Genomic DNA, 17916 nt, shown 5'->3' with positions numbered 1-17916 from the left:
CCCGCCATTCTAGAGCAGCCAGACGCCGGTTGCGATACGCCGGTCACGATCCATTGCCCACGACACACTCGCTTTGAGGCAGCGACCGCCATACCCAACGCCGCCGCGATCCATTACCCTGACCGGGCATGACTATCGAAGGAAACGAACATGAGCGATCGCGAAAGCCGCCACAAGGCGTCGATGGAGAAACTCAAGGCCCATGTGGATGAGAAAGTGGCCAGCGCCGATGAGGAGCGCGGCCTGATCCTGGTCAACACCGGCAACGGCAAGGGTAAGACCACCGCGGCCTGGGGCACGGTGACCCGAGCGCTGGGCTACGGCTACAAGGTGGGCGTGGTGCAGTTCATCAAGGGGCTCTGGGAGTGCGGCGAACGCAACCGGCTGGAGGACGACCCCAACCTGAGTGTCGCCATCATGGCGACCGGCTTCACCTGGGATACCCAGAACCGCGACACCGACACCCAGGCGTGCCTCGAGGTGTGGGAAGAAGCCGAGCGAATGCTGACCGACTCCGAAACCTATCTCGTCGTGCTCGACGAGATCACCTACATGCTCAAATTCGGCTATCTGGAGATCGAACGAGTCAAGGCGGCGCTCGAAAACCGACCTCGCGAGCAGACCGTGATCATCACCGGGCGCAACGCCCACCGGGAACTGGTCGCCATGGCGGATACCGTCACCGAGATGCAGGAGACCCGCCACGCCTTCAACAACGGCCTGAAAGCGCGCCGCGGCATCGATTTTTGAGTCCTTGAGTCGGACTCATCGGCTAAACGCAAAACGCCGCCGGAGAACCGGCGGCGTTATCAAGCGGGCCCTGCGGGCCCGCTTTTCTCTGCGCGTCGCTTTAGACGTTACTGCTCATCGAACGGATTACGCAGTACGATGGTCTCGTTACGATCCGGACCTGTCGAGATGATGTCGATGCTGGTGCCCACCTGCTCTTCCAGGTAGCTGATATAGGCGCGGGCGTTGGCCGGCAGATCCTCGACCTTCTTCGCGCCGAGCGTCGACTCTTTCCAGCCCGGCAGATCGAAGTAAACCGGCTCGACGGCTTCGTAGCCTTCGGAATCGACCGGGTTCTCCAGCACGTCGCCATCCTTGCTGCGATAGCCCACACAGACGCGGATGTTCTCGAGCCCGTCGAGCACGTCGAGTTTGGTCAGGCAGATGCCGGTGACGGAGTTGATCTGCACCGCGTGGCGAAGCGCGACGGCGTCGAACCAGCCGCAGCGGCGCGCCCGGCCGGTGGTGGCGCCGAACTCGTGACCGCGCTCGGCCAGGTGACGGCCGTGGTCGTCGAAGAGCTCGGTGGGGAACGGGCCGGAGCCGACGCGGGTGGTGTAGGCCTTGGTGATGCCCAGCACGTAGTCGAGATACAGCGGGCCGACGCCGGAGCCGGTGGCGGTGCCGCCAGCGGTGGTATTGGAGCTGGTCACGTACGGATAGGTGCCGTGATCGATGTCCAGAAGCGAGCCCTGGGCGCCTTCGAACAGGATGTTCTCGCCGGCCTTGCGCAGATCGTGGACCTGGCTGACGGTATCGCCGACCATCGGGCGTAGCTCGTCGGCCATCTGCATGGCGCTGTCGAGCACTTCCTGGAAGTCGACCGGTGCTTCACCGTGGTAGTTCACCAGCACGAAGTTATGATAATCGAGCACTTCGCCGAGCTTGGAGGCAAAACGTTCGCGGTGGAGCATGTCGCCCAAACGCAGGCCGCGACGTGCGACCTTGTCCTCATACGCCGGGCCGATACCGCGACCGGTGGTGCCGATCTTGGCCACGCCCCGGGCCTTTTCACGGGCCTGATCCAGGCGCACGTGGTAAGGCAAAATTAAGGGGCACGCCGGTGACAGGCGCAGGCGCTCACGCACCGGCACGCCCTTGTCTTCGAGCTCGCGGATTTCCTTGATCAGCGCTTCCGGCGAGAGCACCACGCCGTTACCGATGACGCAGGTCTTGCCCGGGCGCAGCACGCCGGAGGGAATCAGGTGCAGGACGGTTTTTTCACCGTCGATGACCAGCGTATGGCCGGCGTTATGGCCGCCCTGAAAGCGCACGACCGCCGCTGCCGACTCGGTCAGCAGGTCCACGATCTTACCTTTGCCTTCGTCACCCCACTGGGTGCCCAGGACTACGACATTCTTACCCATTATGCACTCGTCTCTTGTGTCAGGGCCGTTGTCTGCCAACGACCGTCGATAAACTCGAGGCGGCGATCACAATCGTGCTCCGCCGGTTCACTGCGCTGTCCGGGCAGCGCCTGGATCACCCGCTCGCCTTGCTGGCGAAGCGACTCGATCGCCGCTTGAAGCGCCTCGTCGTCCGTTGACGGTGCCCAGATCAACCCCGGCTCCTTCGCCGCCGCTGCAAGCGTTGCCAGCTGCTTTAAATCCATCGAGAAGCCGGTCGCCGGGCGAGCCCGCCCAAAGGCGCGGCCGGTGTCGTCGTAGCGCCCGCCCTTGGCCAAGGCGTGGCCGTAGCCGGGCACGTAGGCGGCAAACATCATGCCGGTATGGTACTGGTAGCCTCTGAGTTCCGCCAGATCGAAATAGAGCGCCACGTCGAAGTGGGCGAGCACCGTTTTGTTGAGCGCTTCGAGCTGATCGAGCGCGGCAGTGACCGACGCCGGCGCGCCGGCGAAGCGCTCGCGGGCCTCGGCCAGAATCGCGGCGTCGCCGTGAAGCTCGCCGAGTGCCAGAAACATTTCGGAAAGTACCGGGTCACTCACGTGCGCGCTCACCTGGCGGGAAAGCTCGCCCGGGGACTTGAGCGCCAGGGCATCAAAAATTGCGCTCTCCTGGTCACGGTCGAGGGCAGCGGCCTCGACAAGCGCACGGAAAATGCCGATGTGGCCCAGCGCCAGATGAATTTCGCTCGCCCCGGCGGCGGAAAGACTCGCCAGCGCCAGCCGGATGATCTCGCTGTCCGCCTCGAGCCCGGCGTGGCCAAAGAGTTCGACGCCGACCTGAACCGGGCTGCGCCCGCCCTGATGCTGGTCGGCCTTGGCGCGCAGCACGTTGGTACAGTAGCAAAGGCGCACCGGGCCCTGGCGCTTGAGCGAATGGGCGTCCATGCGCGCGACCTGCGGGGTCACGTCGGCGGAGGCGCCCATCATGCGCCCGGTAAGCTGGTCGGTCAGTTTGAAGGTTTGCAGATCGAGCTCGGTGCCGGTGCCGGTCAACAGCGAGTCCAGAAACTCGACGGGCGGTGGCATCACCTGGTCGTAGCCCCAGACGTAATAGAGATCCAGCAGCGTACGGCGCAGCTCTTCCATACGGCTTGCCTGAGGCGGTAGCACCTCATCCATGCCGTCGGGCAGCAGCCAGCGGTCAGCGATGGTCATGTGAACAATCCTGCAAGACGATGAAGGCCCCGGGACTCGATGAAATCGTCGTTGGCACCCTGGCCAAAAACGCACCCGCGCCAAATGAGGGCCACAAAAAAACCGGGCGAACGCCCGGTTCAATTAAGTCTACCACGTTTGGCGGTCAGGTGAACCCCGCCGGCTATCCGCCGGCAAGGCACGACCGCTAACGCTTATTCGTCGCCCGCACCGGCGTTTTGGCTCGCGCCATTGCCTTGATCCGGGCTTCGCAGGTAGCGGAAGAAGTCGCTATCCGGCTCCAGTACCATCATGTTGCCATCGCCGGCAAAGCTTTCGCGGTAAGCGTTCAGGCTGCGCCAGAAGGAGAAGAACTCCTGATTCTGACCGTACGCTTGTGAGAAGATCGCCGCAGCTTCCGCGTCGCCTTCACCGCGCAGGGTTTCGGCGCGCTCGTTGGCCTGTGCCAGCAGTACCTGGCGGCGACGATCGGCGTTGGCGCGAATACGCTCGGCCTCTTCCTGCCCCTGGGCGCGCCACTCGCGGGCCTCGCGCTCGCGCTCGGAGCGCATGCGCTGGAAAACCGCTGCGGAAACGTCGTCGGGCAGATCGATTCGCTTGATGCGAATGTCGCGTATCGCCACGCCCAGCTCTTCACGCATGAGGTTGTCGAGCTCCTCGGTCGGGCCGATCATCAGGTCGTCGCGCCGCTCGGCGATAATTTCCTGAAGGTTCAGCCGGCCGAACTCGTTACGCAGGCTTTCGTCCACGCGGGGCTGAATGAGACGAATCGCCATCATCTCGTCGCCGGCGGTCGCCTCATAGTAGCGGGTCGGATTGACCACCTGCCACTTGACGTAAGAGTCGACGATCACCGCTTTCTGCTCGAGAGTCAGGTAACGGCTGGTGTCAGTGTCCAGAGTCAAAAGGCGCGTATCGAACTTGCGAATCGTCTGGGCGATCGGCATTTTCGCGTGCAGGCCAGGCTGAATGTTCTCTTCGATGACCTCACCAAAGCGCAGCTTCACTGCGCGTTCGGTCTCGTCCACCACGTAGAGCGTGTTACTGGCAAGCCAGGCGATGGCGGCCAAGCCGCCAACGATCAGCAGGGATCGGTTGTTAATCATTTAGCGGCCCTCCCTGCGAATAGTGCCATTGTTCGACGACGAACTATTGCTGCTACCTTGCGTGTTGCGCAGGGTTTCGAGCACCGACGGATCGATCTGCTCGTCGTTCTGGTTCGAGGCGTTGGCGCTTCGGTCGCCCGAGCTGCCGCTACCGCCTCGCAGCTGATCCAGCGGCAAATACATCAAGGGCGCATTGTCGCTGACATCCAGCAGTACCTTGGGCGTGTTGCCGTAGACTTCTTCGAGAGTGTCCAGATACATACGCTCACGCATAATCTCGGGGGCATTCAGGTACTCGCCCACCAGCGCGGTGAAGCGGTTCGCCTGACCCTGGGCTTCGGCGACCACGGATTCGCGATACCCCTGACCCTGCTCGACGATACGCTGCGCCTGGCCCTGAGCCGCCGGAATGATGGCATTGGCGTAGGCCATGCCTTCGTTGATCGTACGCTGGCGATCCTCGCGGGCACGAATGACGTCGTCAAAGGCATCGATGACCGGACCCGGCGCGGTGGTCGATTCAATGTTGATGGTCTGCAGACGAATACCGGCGCCGTAGGCGTCCAGGTAGGTTTGCAGGCGGCTGGCCACGGAACTGCCGAGAATCTCACGGCCCGAGGTCAGGATATCGATCATATCGGTGCCGCCGACGACGTGACGCAGCGACGAATCCAGCGCGTTTTCGATCGAAAGCGACGGGTTACGCACGTTGAGCACGAAATCGCGCGGATTGGAGACCTGGTACTGCGCTGAGATCTCGACCTCAACGATGTTCTCGTCGCGAGTCAACATCGACTGGGTTTGCGATACCGACCGCACGCGGGTCACGTTGACCATACGCACGTCGTCGATCAAGGGCGGATTCCACTGCAGGCCCGGCTCGACGATGCCCTGATACTCGCCAAAGCGCAGCACAACGCCGCGCTCGGACTGATCCACGAGATAAAAGCCCATGGCCGCCCAGATCGCCAGCGCCAGCACAATCAAAAGCCCCGGCAGCGCTAAGGAGTTGCGCGGCTTGCCGCCGCCGCTATTACCGCCGTTGCCGCTTTTCTTGCCACTTCCGCCCAGCATGCCGTTGAGCTTTTGCTGGAACTTCTTTAGCGCTTCGTCCAAATCCGGCGGTCCCTGGTTGTTTCCGCCATTATTGTTGCCGCCGTTGTTGCCCCCATTATTGCCACCGTTGCCTCCCCCGTTCGGGCCACGGTCATCCTTGCCACCGCGTCGGCCACCGCCGCTCCAAGGGTCATGCTGGTTGCCACCACCAGGCTCATTCCAGGCCATACTTCGTCTCCACTAAGGTGTTCACCTGCACGCGGCCCCGCGTGAGAGCGAGGCCGCCGTGCTTATAATATTATTGCTTTAAAAATCCTTGTGCCGTGCGTGGCGTCTATCGATACGCTACCACTCATCGGTCTCTTGTAGCGACTCAGGCAAGTAGGTATTGGCACGCTCACCAAGCTGCGCCATCAACTGATTGAAATCGCGCCTGGGCAGGCGAACATCCAATACCGAGCGCCCGCTTTCATCAAACGCCTCTTCGCGTACGGCGTTGAGTTCGTGAAGGCCCGCTCTGAGCTTACCCTGCTCTGGCGAAAGCGTCAGCGAAAACCCGATGACATCATCAGCCAAACGCTCCGAGAGCGCTTCGTGCAAAAGATCGAGCCCTTGGCCGTTTTGCGCGGAGAGCCAGACCACTTCCGGGCGGCCACTGTCGTCGCGCTCGATGCGCGGGGCGCTGTCGAAGCGGTCGATCTTGTTCATCACCTTGAGTACCGGCACATCGTCGGCACCGATCTCCTTGAGCACGCGGTCCACCTGCTCGACGTTGAGCTCGCGATCCGGGTCCGCCGCGTCGATCACGTGAATCAACAGCGACGCCTCGGCGGCCTCCTGGAGCGTTGCCTGAAACGCCTCGACCAGCTTGTGCGGCAAATGACGAATGAAGCCTACGGTATCGGCCATCACAATCGGCCCGACGTCGTCGATTTCCAAACGGCGCAGGGTAGGATCGAGCGTGGCGAAAAGCTGATCGGCGGCGTACACCTTAGCATCGGTGAGCACGTTGAAAAGCGTTGACTTGCCGGCGTTGGTGTAGCCGACCAGTGAAACGCTGTGAATTTCGGCGCGAGAGCGCGCGCGGCGATTCTGCTCGCGCTGGCTACGCACCTTATCAAGACGCTTGTGAATCGCCTTGATGCGACCCCGCAGCAGGCGGCGGTCGGTTTCGAGCTGGGTTTCACCCGGGCCGCGAAGACCGATACCACCCTTTTGGCGCTCGAGGTGGGTCCAGCCGCGCACCAAGCGGGTGGACATGTATTCAAGCTGGGCAAGCTCGACCTGCAGCTTACCTTCGTGAGTACGGGCTCGTTGAGCGAAGATATCGAGAATCAAACCGGTGCGGTCAAGCACGCGGCATTTTAGCTCATGCTCGAGGTTACGCTCTTGCGAGGGGCCCAAGCTGTGGTTGAAGATCACAAGCTCCGCCTCGTGGGCGGCGAGCATGGCTCTTAGTTCGTCGAGCTTGCCCGACCCGATGAACGTGCGCGGGTCGGGGCGCTGCCGGCTGGCCGTCAGCAGTGTCGCGGGTTCGGCCCCGGCAGAGCGTACAAGCTCGAGGAACTCACCCGGGTCTTCTCTGGCCTGTTCATCGTAGAAGTCAACGTGAACAAGCACCGCCGTTTCACCGGCGTCTGGGCGTTCAAAAAACAATCAATACCTCATGTCTTTCAGGCTATCCACCGCTTAGAGGTCGCCTTCAGGGGCGGCCGGGTCTTGTGCCGGCAAACGTACGTTGCGCGACGGCACCACGGTGGAAATAGCGTGTTTATAAACCATTTGGCTGACGGTATTGCGCAGAAGGATCACGAACTGATCGAAGGATTCGATCTGACCCTGAAGCTTGATACCGTTGACCAAAAAAATGGAAACCGGAATACGTTCCTTGCGAAGGATATTCAGGTACGGATCCTGGAGTGACTGCCCTTTGGACATGCTGCTTCTCCCTAAACTGTCTGGAGTGGGTTATTAAATGGCGCGCCAAGGCGCTACCGCAATCTTATTGCCCGAAAGGCTGGATGTTACAACTAAATGTTACCACCAAGTGCTACCGCTAACTGCTACAACCGGGCATGACAACCAGGCGTTACGAATGTCGCCGGGGCCGCTTAAAAACTCGCCCACGAAAACACTATCTTACGCTAAGCACCGCTTTCGCGCACGATTTTCAGCACCTTATCGTCAAGGCTCGAAGCACTTGAATCGATCCAGTGAAGCGACGGCCAGCTTCTCAACCAGGTTAGCTGACGTTTGGCGAGCTGGCGAGTGGCAATGATGCCGCGCTCGCAAAGCGTGTGCCGGTCGTACTCACCGTCCAGGTGCTCCCAGGCCTGCCGATAACCGACGCTTTTCATCGCCGGCAGATCCTTGTGTAAGGTACCCCGCTTTCTGAGGGCGGCCACCTCGTCTATCAAGCCCTCGGACAACATTGTTTCAAAACGCCGCGCGATTCGCTCGTGCAACACGTGGCGCTCGGCGGGCGCGAGTGCTATCGACACTACCCGATACGGAAAGTTTTCGACGCGCTGCTCGGCCCAAAGCGCGCTCATCGGCCGGCCGGTAATGCGGTGCACCTCCAGCGCGCGCAAAAGCCGCTGGGGGTCGTTGGGGTGAATGCGTGCCGCGGAGACCGGGTCGACCTTTTCGAGTAGCGCATGAAGCCCGCCGGGGCCGAGCGCCTCATGCTGCTCGGCAAGCTCGCGGCGCACGTTTTCATCGGCGGCGGGCAGGTCCGCGACGCCCTCGAAAAGGCGCTTGTAGTAAAGCATGGTGCCGCCGACCAGCAGCGGCACGCGCCCTGCCGCGGTGATTTGTCGCATCTCACGAAGGGCATCGTCGCGAAAATTCCCCGCCGAATAGGGCGTTTCCGGCTCGCGGATATCGATCAGGCGGTGCGGCGCGCGGGCAAGCTCCTGCTCACTGGGCTTGGCACTGCCGATATCCATGCCGCGGTACACCATGGCCGAGTCGACGCTGATGAGCTCGCAGCCTAGGCGTTCGTGCAAGGCGATCGCGGTGTCCGTCTTGCCCGCCGCGGTCGGACCCATCAAAAAAATCGCCAAGGGGCGTGTGTCGACCATGGCCGAAAGACTCCGTATCGAGGGCAGCTGGCTGAGTAAAGATTACTGTCCGCGCAAGAAGAGCTTGTCCAGCGCCTTCATGCTCATTTGCGTCCAGGTAGGTCGGCCGTGGTTGCACTGATCGCTGCGCTCGGTGCGCTCCATGTCGCGCAGCAGCGCGTTCATTTCATCGAGGGTCAGCCGGCGATTGGCGCGCACGCTGCCGTGGCAGGCCATGGTGGATAGAAGCGCGTGAAGCCGCGCCTCGACCTGGTGACTCTGGCCAAAGCTTGCAAGCTCTTCGAGCACCTCGCGAATCAGCCCTTCCGGGTCGGCGCCGCTCAAAAGTGCCGGCAGGCTGCGCACCAAAAGCGTCTCCGGGCCGGCGACATCGAGCTCAAGACCCAGCGAGGCAATCGCCTCGTGCTCGCTCTCCACGGTGGCCACCTCCTGGCCACTTGCGGCAAGCGACACCGGCACCAGCAGCGGTTGGGTATCCACGCCCTGGCGTGCCATCTGGTTTTTCATGCGCTCGTAGACGATTCGCTCATGGGCGGCGTGCATGTCCACCAGCACCAGCCCGTGAGCGTTTTGGGCCAGAATGTAGATGCCGTGAAGCTGGCCCAGCGCAAAACCGAGCGGCGGCGCGCTGGTCGGGTCACTTTCGGGCATCGCTACCGGCGCTTCGCGCACCTGGTGAGGCTGTGGGCTCTGCTCGGCGGGCGGCTGCGGCGTTAGCAGGCTCTCTTCGTGGTCCGGGTGTAGCGCCTGATACCCCTGCATGAAGCGGCGCACGCGCTCGGCGCCGGGGTGGCGCGCCGGCCCTTCGCCCAGCGCCATGCCCTGCTGCTGCCAGCGCGGCGTCGGCTCATCCGGCGCGACGTCAGCGCCGGCAGTGGGCGCTTCGACCGCCGGCAACGCATCGTCATCGGCGCTAGCGTCAGCAGGCCTGGAGGCCGCCAAACAGTGGTGCAGGCTCGAGTAGAGGAAGTCGTGCACCATGCGCGAGTCGCGAAAGCGCACTTCGTACTTGGTCGGATGAACGTTGACGTCGACCACGTCCGGGTCGAGCTCGAGATAAAGCACGAACACCGGGTGGCGGCCGTTGTAGAGCACGTCTCGGTAGGCCTGGCGCACCGCGTGGGCCACCAGCCGGTCGCGCACCACGCGCCCGTTGACGAAAAAGTACTGCTGATCCGCCTGGGCGCGCGAATGCGTGGGCAGCCCTACCCAGCCGCTCATCTTTAGCCCGCCCGCTTCGCGCTCGATATAGCGGGCGTGCTCGATGAAGTTTTTGCCAAGAAGCGAGGCGATGCGCCGCTCCCGGGCAGCGGCGGAGTCGCCGGCGGGCAGCTGATGCACGGTTTTTTGATTGTGCCGCAGCACCCAGGTGACGTCGTAGCGCGACAGCGCCTGGCGGCGAAACGCCTCCTCGACGTGGGCGAACTCGGTTTTTTCGGTGCGCAGAAACTTGCGCCGGGCGGGCGTGTTGAAGAACAGATCGCGGACCGCCACGCTGGTGCCTTTGGGGTGCGGCGCCGGGGCGACCCGCGCTTCCATACCGCGCCCTTCGGCCACCACGCGAAAGCCGCGGGTCGGGTCGTCGCTGGCGTTGGAGACGAGCTCCAAACGTGACACCGAACTGATCGAGGCGAGCGCCTCGCCGCGAAAGCCGAGCGAACTCACGCCTTCCAGATCCTCGAGGCTTTCGATCTTGCTGGTCGCGTGTCGGGCGAGCGCCAACGGCAGATCGTCCTCGCCGATGCCGATGCCGTCGTCACGCACGCGCACCAGCCGCGTGCCGCCCTGCTCGATCTCGATTTCGATACGCCGGCTGCCCGCATCGATGGCGTTTTCCATCAGCTCCTTGGTCACCGACGACGGCCGCTCGACCACCTCGCCCGCGGCGATCTGGTTGGCAAGCCGCGGGTCGAGCACGTGGATCCGCGGGGTTGGACCTTGTTCAGACACTCATCACCTCACGCTCTCAAGCCATGCCCTCAACTTGGGTTCTAACGTCGTTTTTCAAGCCAGGCTCTCAGGAGCCGGGAATGCGCAGCACCTGCCCTACGCGGATGACGTCACCATTCAGGTCGTTGACCTGTCTAAGCTGACTCACCGGCACGCCATGGCGAAGGGCAATCGTCGAAAGCGTATCGCCGGACTGAATGCGGTACTCGTTCCCGGTCGGCGCGCGCTGGTTGTCGCGCTGCCAGGCAAGCAGACTCGCCGGCGGCGGGTTACGCTCGAAGTGCGCGCGCAGGCCGCCGAAAATCGCCTGGGAGAGCGTGCTTTGGTAGGTCGGGTCGCGCAGCTTTCGCTCCTCGTCCGGGTTGGAGATGAAGCCGGTCTCGATCAGAAGCGACGGGATGTCCGGCGACTTCAGTACCATAAAGCCCGCCTGCTCGACGCGCGACTTGTGCAGCCGGTTGATCCGCCCGAGCCGGTCGAGCACCTCGCCGCCGATGGCGAGCGAGTCGTTGAGCGTCGCGGTCATGGTCAGATCCAGCAGCACTCCTCGCAGCACCTGATCCTTGTCGCGCAGCGACAGCGACCCATCCACCCCGCCGATCAGATCCGAGCGGTTTTCGCTGTCGGCGAGCCACTGCGCGGTTTCCGAGGTGGCGCCGCGCTGGGAGAGCGCGAATACCGAGCTTCCCTGGGGGCGCGGGCTCGAAAAGGCGTCGGCGTGAATCGAGACGAAGAAATCCGCCTTCTGCTCGCGGGCGAGCTGGGTGCGCTGGCGCAGGCCGATGTAGTAGTCGCTGTCGCGGGTCAGCACCGCCTTGAAGCCTTGGGTTGCGTTGATGTCTGCAGCCAGGCGCCTGGCTATATCGAGCACGACGTCCTTTTCCCGGGTGCCGCTGGGGCCGATCGCCCCCGGGTCTTCGCCGCCGTGACCGGCATCGACGGCGATGATGATGTCGCGACGCGGGTGGGGCTGGGCGGGCTGAACCGCCACCGGGGCACGCTCGGCCACCGGCGCATCCGGCGGCGCGATGACCTCGGCCTGAGCGGTGGCGCGCTGGGCCTGGATCTCCTGCTCGCGGATCATCGCCTCGATCGGGTCGATCGGGTTTTCGACCGCGCTTTCGCCGGGGTACTCCAGATCCACCACCAGCCGGTGGCCGTACTGGTCGTTCGGCGCCAGCATGAAGTGGCGCGGGGTGATCGCGCGGTTGAGCTCGAGCACGACCCGCAGGCCGCCGCCATCCAGCCTTCCCGTGCGCACCGCATCGATGGCGCTGTCATTCAGTGGCAGCGTCGAGGCATCGGTATCGAGCTGGGTGTCGTCGATATCGATGACCAGCCGTGACGGGTTATCCAGCGGAAAAACGTCGGCGGTGGCGGCGCCGGACAGATCGAACACCAGCCGCGCGTGATCCGGCGCCGCCCAAAGGCGCATGCTTTCGACCGTCGCGGCCTGAATTGACGCCGACAGCGCCAATACGCCGAGCGCGGCCGCCTTGAGCAGACGTTTGAATGGGCCACTCATTTCCATTGACTCACACCACTTTTGCGGTTTATCACGTAAAAGCCTTCAGGTTGGCGAGCACCTGCTCGCCCCAAGGGCTCTTTGCCGTTAGCGTGGCCGTGCGTCCCTGAACGGCCACGCTTAATTCGATGCGCACGTCGGCGTCTGGCAGCCAGCCGGCACCGCGGCTGGGCCACTCGATCAAACAGAGCGCATCGTCACTTAAAATGTCGCGCCCGCCGATGAACTCGAGCTCTTCGGGGTCGCCAAGACGGTACAAATCGAGATGATACACGCGCCGGTCGTCGAACTCGTAGGGTTCGACCAGCGTGTAGGTTGGGCTTTTCACCGCGCCCTGATGGCCGTAGGCGCGCAGGATGCCACGGGTGAGTGTAGTTTTCCCCGCGCCCAGCTCGCCTTCGAGATACACCCGCCCGCGCCCTTCGAGCGCACGGCCGAGCGCCTCGCCAAAGGCGACGTGGGCGTTTTCGTCATTCAACTGCACCTGCATGGAAGGCCTTCACGGGTTGATCAAAATGCGTGCATAGGATGCCAGATCGCTTGCCAGCAAGCCACGCTCGCCGTGCTCTTTTGCCGCCGCGTCGCCGGCCAGGGCGTGCACCATGACGCCAAGGCGCGTCGCAAGCTCGAGATCGTCGAACTGGGCGACGAGCGTGCCGAGCATGCCGCTGAGCACATCGCCCATGCCGCCACAGGCCATACCGGGGTTGCCGAACGGGCAGACGACCAGGCCCCCCGGCCCCGCGATCAGGCTACCCGCGCCCTTGAGCACAACGACTCCACCCCGGCTTCGCTGAAGCGCGCGGGCGGCCTCTGGCCGGTTGGCCTGCACCTCGGCGGTAGAGCAGCCCAAAAGCCTTGCCGCCTCGCCCGGGTGCGGTGTGAGTACCCAGTTGTCGCGGGAAAGCCCCGGCCAGCGCGCGGCCAGCACGTTGAGCGCGTCGGCATCGACGACCAGCGGCGCATCCGTCTTGAGCGCGGCCTGCAGCACCGCCTGCCCCCAAGCGCCCTCGCCCATGCCGGGGCCGACCACGATGACATCCGCGCTGCCCGCAAACTCGAGGGCATCGGCGCCGCCGGTCACGCTCCGGGCCATGACCTCCGGGCAGCGCGTCAGGCTTGCGCTAACGTGCTCGGCGGCGGTGGCCAGGCTCACCTTGCCGGCGCCCAGGCGCGCGGCCGCGTGGGAGGCCAAAAGCGCGGCGCCGCCAAAGCCCGGTGCGCCGCCCATCACCAAAACGTGTCCGAAAGCCCCCTTGTGTCCGGCCCGCGGCCGGGGCGTAAAGGCCGGCGCCAGCCAGCTCTCGTCCAAGCGCCAGGCGGCGGGGACGATATCGAAAAACGCCTGAGCCTTGACCCCGAGCGGGCGAAAGTCGATTTCGCCGGTGTAGCCCGGCGCGTCGCCGGTGTGCAGGCCGACCTTATCGCCGATGAACGTTACCGTGCAGTGGGCGTGCACCGCAGTACCCTGCACCGCGCCGGTGTCCGCGGCGATGCCCGAGGGCACGTCCAGCGACAGCACCGGCTGTTCGGCGCGGTTGATGTCGTCGATCACCGCGCGCGCCTCGCCTTCGACCGGACGCGAAAGCCCGGTGCCAAACAGCGCATCGACGATCACCTCGCCCACAAGCGTCATACCCTTGCGATAGCGCTCGCAGTCCACGCCGGCGGCGCTGGCAAGCTCGGCGGCGCGGTAAACGTCGTTTTCAAGCGACTCGAGCGCGCGGGTCGATACCCGCTGCACCTTGAGCCCGGCCTGCATGGCGAGTGCCGCCAGCACGTGGCCGTCGCCCCCGTTGTTACCGCTGCCGCACACCACGGTGACGCTTTTTGCCTGGGGCCAGCGCGAACGGAAACTGTGCCAGGCGCTGGAGGCGGCGCGCTGCATCAGCGCAAAGCTTTCGATGCCGGCGGCGATGGTGCGCCGGTCGAGCTCGCGCACCTGGGCGGCCTTGTAAAGCGGGCGCAGGGCCTCGACGGTAAGCGTGGGATTGAGCGTTTGGCCTGAAATCGACACGAAAGCTCCTTGTGCTATCGGTAAAGGGTCGGTGGACGGTGCCTGGCCCACAGTATGGATCGAAATGCCCCGCCGTGTCGTCAAAACGTCTTATGCGGTAGCATAGCGCGCCCGCACGTTGGCGTTTCACTCACCGGCTTCACTTATCTGCGTTGATCCACCATGGCGACATCTACCGCTTCACTATCTACCGATGAGCTCGAGCGCTTGGCGTCGATGATCAAGACCTGGGGGCGCGAGCTCGGCTTTCAGCAGATCGGCATTACCGACACCGACCTTGGCGAGCACGAAACGCACCTGAACGCCTGGCTCGATAACGGCTACCAGGGCGAAATGGCCTACATGGCCAAACACGGCACTAAGCGCACCCGCCCCGCCGAGCTCGAACCCGGTACCCGGCGGGTCATCAGCGCGCGCATGGACTACCTGCCGCCGGAGGTCGAAACCACCAAAGTGCTCGGCCAACGCCAGCTCGCCTACGTCTCGCGCTACGCCCTGGGGCGGGATTATCACAAGCTGATCCGAAAGCGCCTGGCGACGCTTGCCAAAAAGATCGAGCAGGAGGTGGGCGCGTTTGACTACCGGGCGTTTGTCGACTCGGCGCCGGTGATGGAGCGCGCGCTGGCGCAGAAGGCGGGGCTTGGCTGGTTCGGCAAGAACGCCATGCTGTTGAACCCGAAAGCCGGCTCGCTGTTCTTTCTCGGCGAGCTCTATACGGATCTGCCGCTACCCGTCGATGCGCCTTTCGATACCGAGCACTGCGGTCGCTGCAACGCCTGTCAAACGGCCTGCCCCACCGGCGCCATCGTCGATGACAAGATCATCGACTCCAACAAGTGCATCTCTTATCTGACCATCGAGCTTCACGGCGCGATTCCGATAGAGTATCGCCGCGCGATGGGTAACCGGGTTTACGGCTGCGACGACTGCCAGTTGGTCTGCCCCTTTACCCGCTTTACGAAGGCGAGCGCGGAGGAGGATTTCGCCCCGCGCCACGACCTGGACCGCGCCTCGCTGATCTCGCTGTTCGCCTGGAGCGAAGAGGAGTTTCTCGACAAGACCGCTGGCAGCGCCATTCGCCGCATCGGCTTCGAGCGCTGGCTGAGAAACCTGGCGGTAGGGCTGGGTAACGCGCCCTGGAGCGCCCAGGTGGAAGCCGCGCTCAAGGCCCGGCGCGCCTACCCAAGCGCGCTTGTGCGAGAGCACGTCGCTTGGGCACTCGATGAGCAGCGCCAAAAGCGCGGCGCGCGCATTGCCTAATATTCAAGGATCACTGGTCGCCATCGGCTTTCAAAAACGTCTTGCGGTAGTGGGCAAGCTCGGCGATAGACTCCTTGATATCGTCCATCGCCAGGTGCACGTTTTTCTTGCCGAACCCTTCGAGCGCCTTCGGATTCCACCGCTTGGCCAGCTCCTTCACGGTGGACACGTCCAGGTTGCGGTAGTGGAAAAACGCCCAGAGCGAGGGCATCTCGCGCTCCAGAAAGCGCCGGTCCTGGTGGATGCTGTTACCGCACATCGGCGAGGTGCCAGGCTCGACATAGCGGCTTAAAAACGCCAGCGTCTCGCGCTCTGCCTGGGCGGTATCCACTTGGCTCTCTTTCACACGGGCGACGAGACCGGACTCGCCGTGGGTCTTCTGGTTCCAGTCGTCCATGCCGGCGAGCAGGCGCTCACTCTGATTCACCGCGATCACCGGGCCTTCGGCAACCACGTTTAGGTCGGTGTCGGTGACGAGTGTGGCCACTTCGATGATGCGCTCCTTATTCGGGTCCAGCCCGGTCATTTCCAGGTCGATCCAGACGAGCAGGTCGCGGCGCGGGACAGTCGTGTCAGGCATGGTGTTCTCCAAAGTGGGCATCAGGGCGGCGGGGTCGTTACCCGCGCCACGTTAACAGGTACACTAACGCCATTGTACCGATCATCGGGTGGTCATGAGCAAACGTAAATTAAGCCGCCAGCAGCGCTGGCGGGTCGAGAAGATCCAGGCCGAGCGCGCCAACCGCGCGCAAAAGCGCGAAACCGACGACAGCGAAAAGCTCGCCGCTGGCGAATACGGCGCTGAGCAGCCCGGGCGCGTGATGGCGCACTTCGGCCGCACGCTCGAGGTACGCGATAGCAATGGCGCCCCGGTGCGCTGCCACCTGCGCGCCAACCTCGAGGGCCTGGTCACCGGCGACCGGGTGATCTGGCGCGCGGGCCAGGAGGGCTCCGGCGTGGTGGTCGCCCGCGAAGAGCCTGACAGCGTGCTCAAACGCCCGGACGCTCGCGGGCTCTTAAAGCCAGTCGCGGCCAATATCGACCAGATTTTGATCGTCTTCGCCGTCGAGCCCGCCCCGCACCCCAATCTGATCGACCGCTACCTGGTCGCCGCCGAGGCAACCGGTATCGCCCCGGTGCTGGTGCTCAACAAGACCGACCTGTTACCCGACGACGGCGGCGAGCTCGGCGCGCTGCTGGAGCGCTACGCGGGCCTTGGCTATCCGGTGGTACGCACCACCACGGCCAATGACGCGGGCCTGACCGCGCTTCGCGAGCAGCTCAATGGCCGCACCTCGGTGTTCGTCGGCCAAAGCGGCGTGGGCAAATCGTCATTGATCGATTTACTGCTGCCCAAGGAGTCGCTGCGTATCGGCGCGCTCTCCGAGGATTCGCGCAAGGGCACGCACACCACCACCACCGCCAGGCTCTACACCATGAATGTCGACGAGGTGGAGAACGGCGAGTTGATCGACTCCCCCGGCATTCGCGAGTTCGGGCTCGTTCACCTGACCGAACAGGAAGTGACCGAGGGTTTCATCGAGTTTCACCCCTTCATCGGCCACTGCCGCTTTCGCGACTGCCGCCACCGTCAGGAGCCGGGCTGCGCTTTACTTGGCGCCGTCGAGGCAGGCAAGATTCACCCTGAACGTTTTTCAAGCTACCGGCGCATACTCGACAGCCTAAGCGCGCCAGGCGCCCAATGACAGGAGCGGTTCATGAGTGCTGAACACCCATCCAGCGAAGCCAACGTGTTGCCCTTGATCGTCGAGCCCGGGGAGCTTGCGGCCAAACTGGACGCCCCCGAGCTTTTGATCATCGACGTGCCGGCCAACCCGGACAGCTACCGTGCCGGCCACGTGCCCGGCGCGGTGTATCTCGACTTTCGCTACCTGCTGCGCGGTGAGGGCCCGGTGCCCAACGACGTACCGGACGTGGGCTTTCTCTCGCAGCTTTTCAGCGCCCTGGGCCTGACTCGCGATACCCACGTGGTGGCCTACGACGACGAAGGCGGCGGCTGGGCAGCGAGGCTACTCTGGACGCTGGAGTTGATCGGCCACACCCGCTACTCGTACCTGAACGGCGGCATCCACGCTTGGCGCGACGAAGGTCTGGATGAAAGCAGCGAGCAGACCCGTCCCGAGCCTTCCGAGTACCACGCCGAGATTCTCAACCCCCAGGTACTGATCACCTGCGAGGAGATCAAGGGCAAGCTCGAGGATCGCAATTTCGCGGTGTGGGATGCGCGCTCCAAAGGCGAGTACGACGGCGAGAAAGGCAACAACAAGCACCTGGGCCACATCCCGGGCGCTGTGAACATGGACTGGGGCGACGCCATGGACCGACACCGCGCGCTTCGCATTCGCGACTACGCGGAGCTGATCACCGAGCTCGAGGCGATGGGGCTGACCCCGGACATGGAGATCGCCACCCATTGCCAAAGCCACCACCGCAGCAGCTTTACCTGGCTGGTCGGCAAGGCGCTCGGGTTCAACATTCGCGGCTACGCCGGTTCCTGGGGCGAATGGGGCAACCGCGACGACACGCCGATCGAAAAGTAGCGCCCCGCC

General features: G+C 63.8%; 16 protein-coding genes. 4 read left to right on the top strand and 12 right to left on the bottom strand.

Features of this window, described 5'->3' with window-relative positions; all coding sequences use genetic code 11:
- The first annotated feature begins 150 nt into the window (after positions 1-150).
- Entirely contained in the window at positions 151-750 is a 600-nt protein-coding gene (gene cobO / locus MQW23_RS08800; protein ID WP_252107487.1) for a cob(I)yrinic acid a,c-diamide adenosyltransferase, read from the top strand.
- Between the two features lie 107 nt (positions 751-857).
- Here cobO and MQW23_RS08795 read toward each other — a convergent pair whose 3' ends face one another.
- The 11 genes from MQW23_RS08795 to MQW23_RS08745 form a co-directional block, all read right to left on the bottom strand.
- A complete protein-coding gene (locus MQW23_RS08795) occupies positions 858-2156 on the bottom strand; it encodes an adenylosuccinate synthase (protein WP_252107486.1) in 1299 nt (432 codons plus the stop codon).
- Positions 2156-3349, bottom strand: coding sequence for an ATP phosphoribosyltransferase regulatory subunit (locus tag MQW23_RS08790; RefSeq protein ID WP_252107485.1), 1194 nt, complete (start codon positions 3347-3349; stop codon positions 2156-2158). The genes MQW23_RS08795 and MQW23_RS08790 overlap by 1 nt, the downstream gene beginning before the upstream one ends.
- A 194-nt stretch (positions 3350-3543) precedes the next feature.
- Positions 3544-4455 (bottom strand): protease modulator HflC, encoded by a 912-nt coding sequence (hflC, locus tag MQW23_RS08785; RefSeq protein WP_252107484.1) that lies wholly within the window; start codon positions 4453-4455, stop codon positions 3544-3546.
- A complete protein-coding gene (gene hflK / locus MQW23_RS08780) occupies positions 4456-5739 on the bottom strand; it encodes an FtsH protease activity modulator HflK (protein WP_252107483.1) in 1284 nt (427 codons plus the stop codon).
- 117 nt (positions 5740-5856) lie between these two features.
- Positions 5857-7167, bottom strand: coding sequence for a ribosome rescue GTPase HflX (gene hflX, locus MQW23_RS08775; RefSeq protein ID WP_252107482.1), 1311 nt, complete (start codon positions 7165-7167; stop codon positions 5857-5859).
- Positions 7168-7200: 33 nt separating this feature from the next.
- Positions 7201-7449: an RNA chaperone Hfq gene (hfq, locus tag MQW23_RS08770; RefSeq protein WP_252107481.1), complete on the bottom strand. Its 249-nt coding sequence runs from the start codon at positions 7447-7449 to the stop codon at positions 7201-7203.
- A gap of 206 nt (positions 7450-7655) precedes the next feature.
- Entirely contained in the window at positions 7656-8594 is a 939-nt protein-coding gene (gene miaA, locus MQW23_RS08765) for a tRNA (adenosine(37)-N6)-dimethylallyltransferase MiaA (RefSeq protein WP_252107480.1), read from the bottom strand.
- Between the two features lie 42 nt (positions 8595-8636).
- Positions 8637-10544: a DNA mismatch repair endonuclease MutL gene (gene mutL, locus MQW23_RS08760; RefSeq protein ID WP_252107479.1), complete on the bottom strand. Its 1908-nt coding sequence runs from the start codon at positions 10542-10544 to the stop codon at positions 8637-8639.
- Positions 10545-10611: 67 nt separating this feature from the next.
- A complete protein-coding gene (locus MQW23_RS08755; protein ID WP_442908586.1) occupies positions 10612-12069 on the bottom strand; it encodes an N-acetylmuramoyl-L-alanine amidase in 1458 nt (485 codons plus the stop codon).
- A 31-nt stretch (positions 12070-12100) separates the two neighbouring features.
- Positions 12101-12559: a tRNA (adenosine(37)-N6)-threonylcarbamoyltransferase complex ATPase subunit type 1 TsaE gene (gene tsaE, locus MQW23_RS08750; protein ID WP_252107477.1), complete on the bottom strand. Its 459-nt coding sequence runs from the start codon at positions 12557-12559 to the stop codon at positions 12101-12103.
- A gap of 9 nt (positions 12560-12568) precedes the next feature.
- Complete coding sequence (locus MQW23_RS08745) at positions 12569-14086, bottom strand: NAD(P)H-hydrate dehydratase (RefSeq protein ID WP_252107476.1); 1518 nt, start codon at positions 14084-14086, stop codon at positions 12569-12571.
- A 162-nt stretch (positions 14087-14248) separates the two neighbouring features.
- Here MQW23_RS08745 and queG point away from each other — a divergent pair, with 162 nt between their 5' ends.
- Positions 14249-15346: a tRNA epoxyqueuosine(34) reductase QueG gene (gene queG / locus MQW23_RS08740; protein ID WP_252107475.1), complete on the top strand. Its 1098-nt coding sequence runs from the start codon at positions 14249-14251 to the stop codon at positions 15344-15346.
- Between the two features lie 10 nt (positions 15347-15356).
- Here the strand turns inward: queG and orn are convergent, their stop codons facing one another.
- On the bottom strand, positions 15357-15926 hold the full coding sequence (gene orn / locus MQW23_RS08735) for an oligoribonuclease (protein ID WP_252107474.1): 570 nt from the start codon (positions 15924-15926) through the stop codon (positions 15357-15359).
- Between the two features lie 94 nt (positions 15927-16020).
- Here orn and rsgA point away from each other — a divergent pair, with 94 nt between their 5' ends.
- Positions 16021-17052 (top strand): small ribosomal subunit biogenesis GTPase RsgA, encoded by a 1032-nt coding sequence (rsgA, locus tag MQW23_RS08730; protein ID WP_252107473.1) that lies wholly within the window; start codon positions 16021-16023, stop codon positions 17050-17052.
- Positions 17053-17064: 12 nt separating this feature from the next.
- A complete protein-coding gene (locus tag MQW23_RS08725) occupies positions 17065-17907 on the top strand; it encodes a sulfurtransferase (RefSeq protein ID WP_252107472.1) in 843 nt (280 codons plus the stop codon).
- The last annotated feature ends 9 nt before the right edge of the window (positions 17908-17916 follow it).

The organism is Halomonas sp. S3-1-1 (genome assembly GCF_023757625.1).
GTDB lineage: Bacteria > Pseudomonadota > Gammaproteobacteria > Pseudomonadales > Halomonadaceae > Vreelandella.
This window is presented reverse-complemented; position numbering and strand designations above follow the sequence as displayed.